Source organism: Arthrobacter sp. 05N33_2, from assembly GCF_056397425.1.
This window is the reverse complement of the sequence record NZ_JBFTNJ010000146.1, coordinates 1-1,296: the sequence shown is the minus strand read 5'-3', so window position 1 is coordinate 1,296 and position 1,296 is coordinate 1. Positions and strand designations below refer to the sequence as shown.

At 62.8% G+C, this 1,296-nt stretch carries 1 protein-coding gene; it reads left to right on the top strand.

Going from position 1 to position 1,296, the window contains the following annotated elements; translation table 11 throughout:
• Nucleotides 1-279 precede the first annotated feature (279 nt).
• Nucleotides 280-1,296 (top strand): LacI family DNA-binding transcriptional regulator (locus tag AC1DHX_RS20710; RefSeq protein WP_476900461.1); only part of this gene is annotated, 1,017 nt, incomplete at its 3' end.

The following is a 1,296-nucleotide window of genomic DNA, read 5'->3' as shown; positions in this document are numbered from 1 at the left end:
GCATTAGCGTGAGACATTGAGGACCTCCTGGTCGCTGCAGCGGTTGTCTAAGCAACTCCACTGTGCAACCGGAGGTCCTCACCTTTAGGTCAACGACTCCAGCGAGTCATCACATTCACCGAACCAACGTCCCTGGGCAGTACAGCTAGCAGGTGGCCGGCTTCCGTGGAGAGGAAAGCCGCATCGGCGCTCACCTCATGAGAAACGGCTAAATGGCTAAGCGCGGCCGAAGGAGAAAGCGCGACGCTCGAATCTTCTTAAACGGATAAGCTTTCGTTTATGGTGACGGAAGAGCGTTCAGGCCCAGATAAGAGCGTGCGAGTCACCATCCGCGACGTTGCACAGCGGGTGGGTGTTTCATCCGCGTCAGTGTCCTATGCAATGAGCGGGCGGCCCGGGGTTAGTGAGGATTTACGTGATCGTGTCCTCACTGCTGCGGAAGACCTGGGGTACCGCCCCAACAAGGTAGCCCAGCAATTGCGCCGCGGGCGGACAGATGCCGTCGGCCTGCTTTTCGCCGACATAGCAAACCCGTTTTACCCTGATCTTGCCAGCGGAGTGATCGCCGCGGCCACTCTGGAGGGCTTCGAGGTATTCGTCTCCAACGTCGGCATTAATGGGGAGCGACAGACCGAAGCGGCAATGGCACAGCTTGACCGGAATTCAGCCGGCCTGCTCTTCACTTCTGTAGCCGATCAGGACCGCGACTTGCTTGAAAGCCTCACCCGACGCGGTGTTCCCTTCGTGCAGTTGCACCGAGTGCTCGAGGGAGCTGCTGCCGATTCGGTAGTAGTCGACAATCTGGCTGCGGCCCGGGAGCTGGCACAACATGTGGCAGGGACAGGTCGAAAAAGGGTCGCGGTGCTCGGCGGCGCCGGCGCGTCCAGTGTTTCCCGAGACCGTGAGCGGGGCTTCCGGGAAGGCCTGGCGATGGAGGGCGCGACCGTTGTGAACGAGGACGGGCTCTGGGGTGCGCTGACCCGGGAATCCGGGGCCGCCCGGGCCCGGACGCTCTTGAGCGCCGGGCAGCAGGTTGAGGCCGTGTTGTGCGGCAACGACATGATCGCGGTGGGCGTCCTCGACGTCTGCCGGGAACGGGGGCTCCAGGTGCCGGAGGATTTGGCGGTCGCCGGATTCGACGACATGAGCTTCTCCAGCGCCGGCCCGCTGCAGCTGACCACAGTGACGGTCCCCCGCGAAATGATGGGACGGCGCGGCTTCGAACTGCTGCTCCGCAGAATCCAGGGATACGACGGGCCCCCCGAGCGCATAGTGCTCCCCCACATCCTTCCCTTC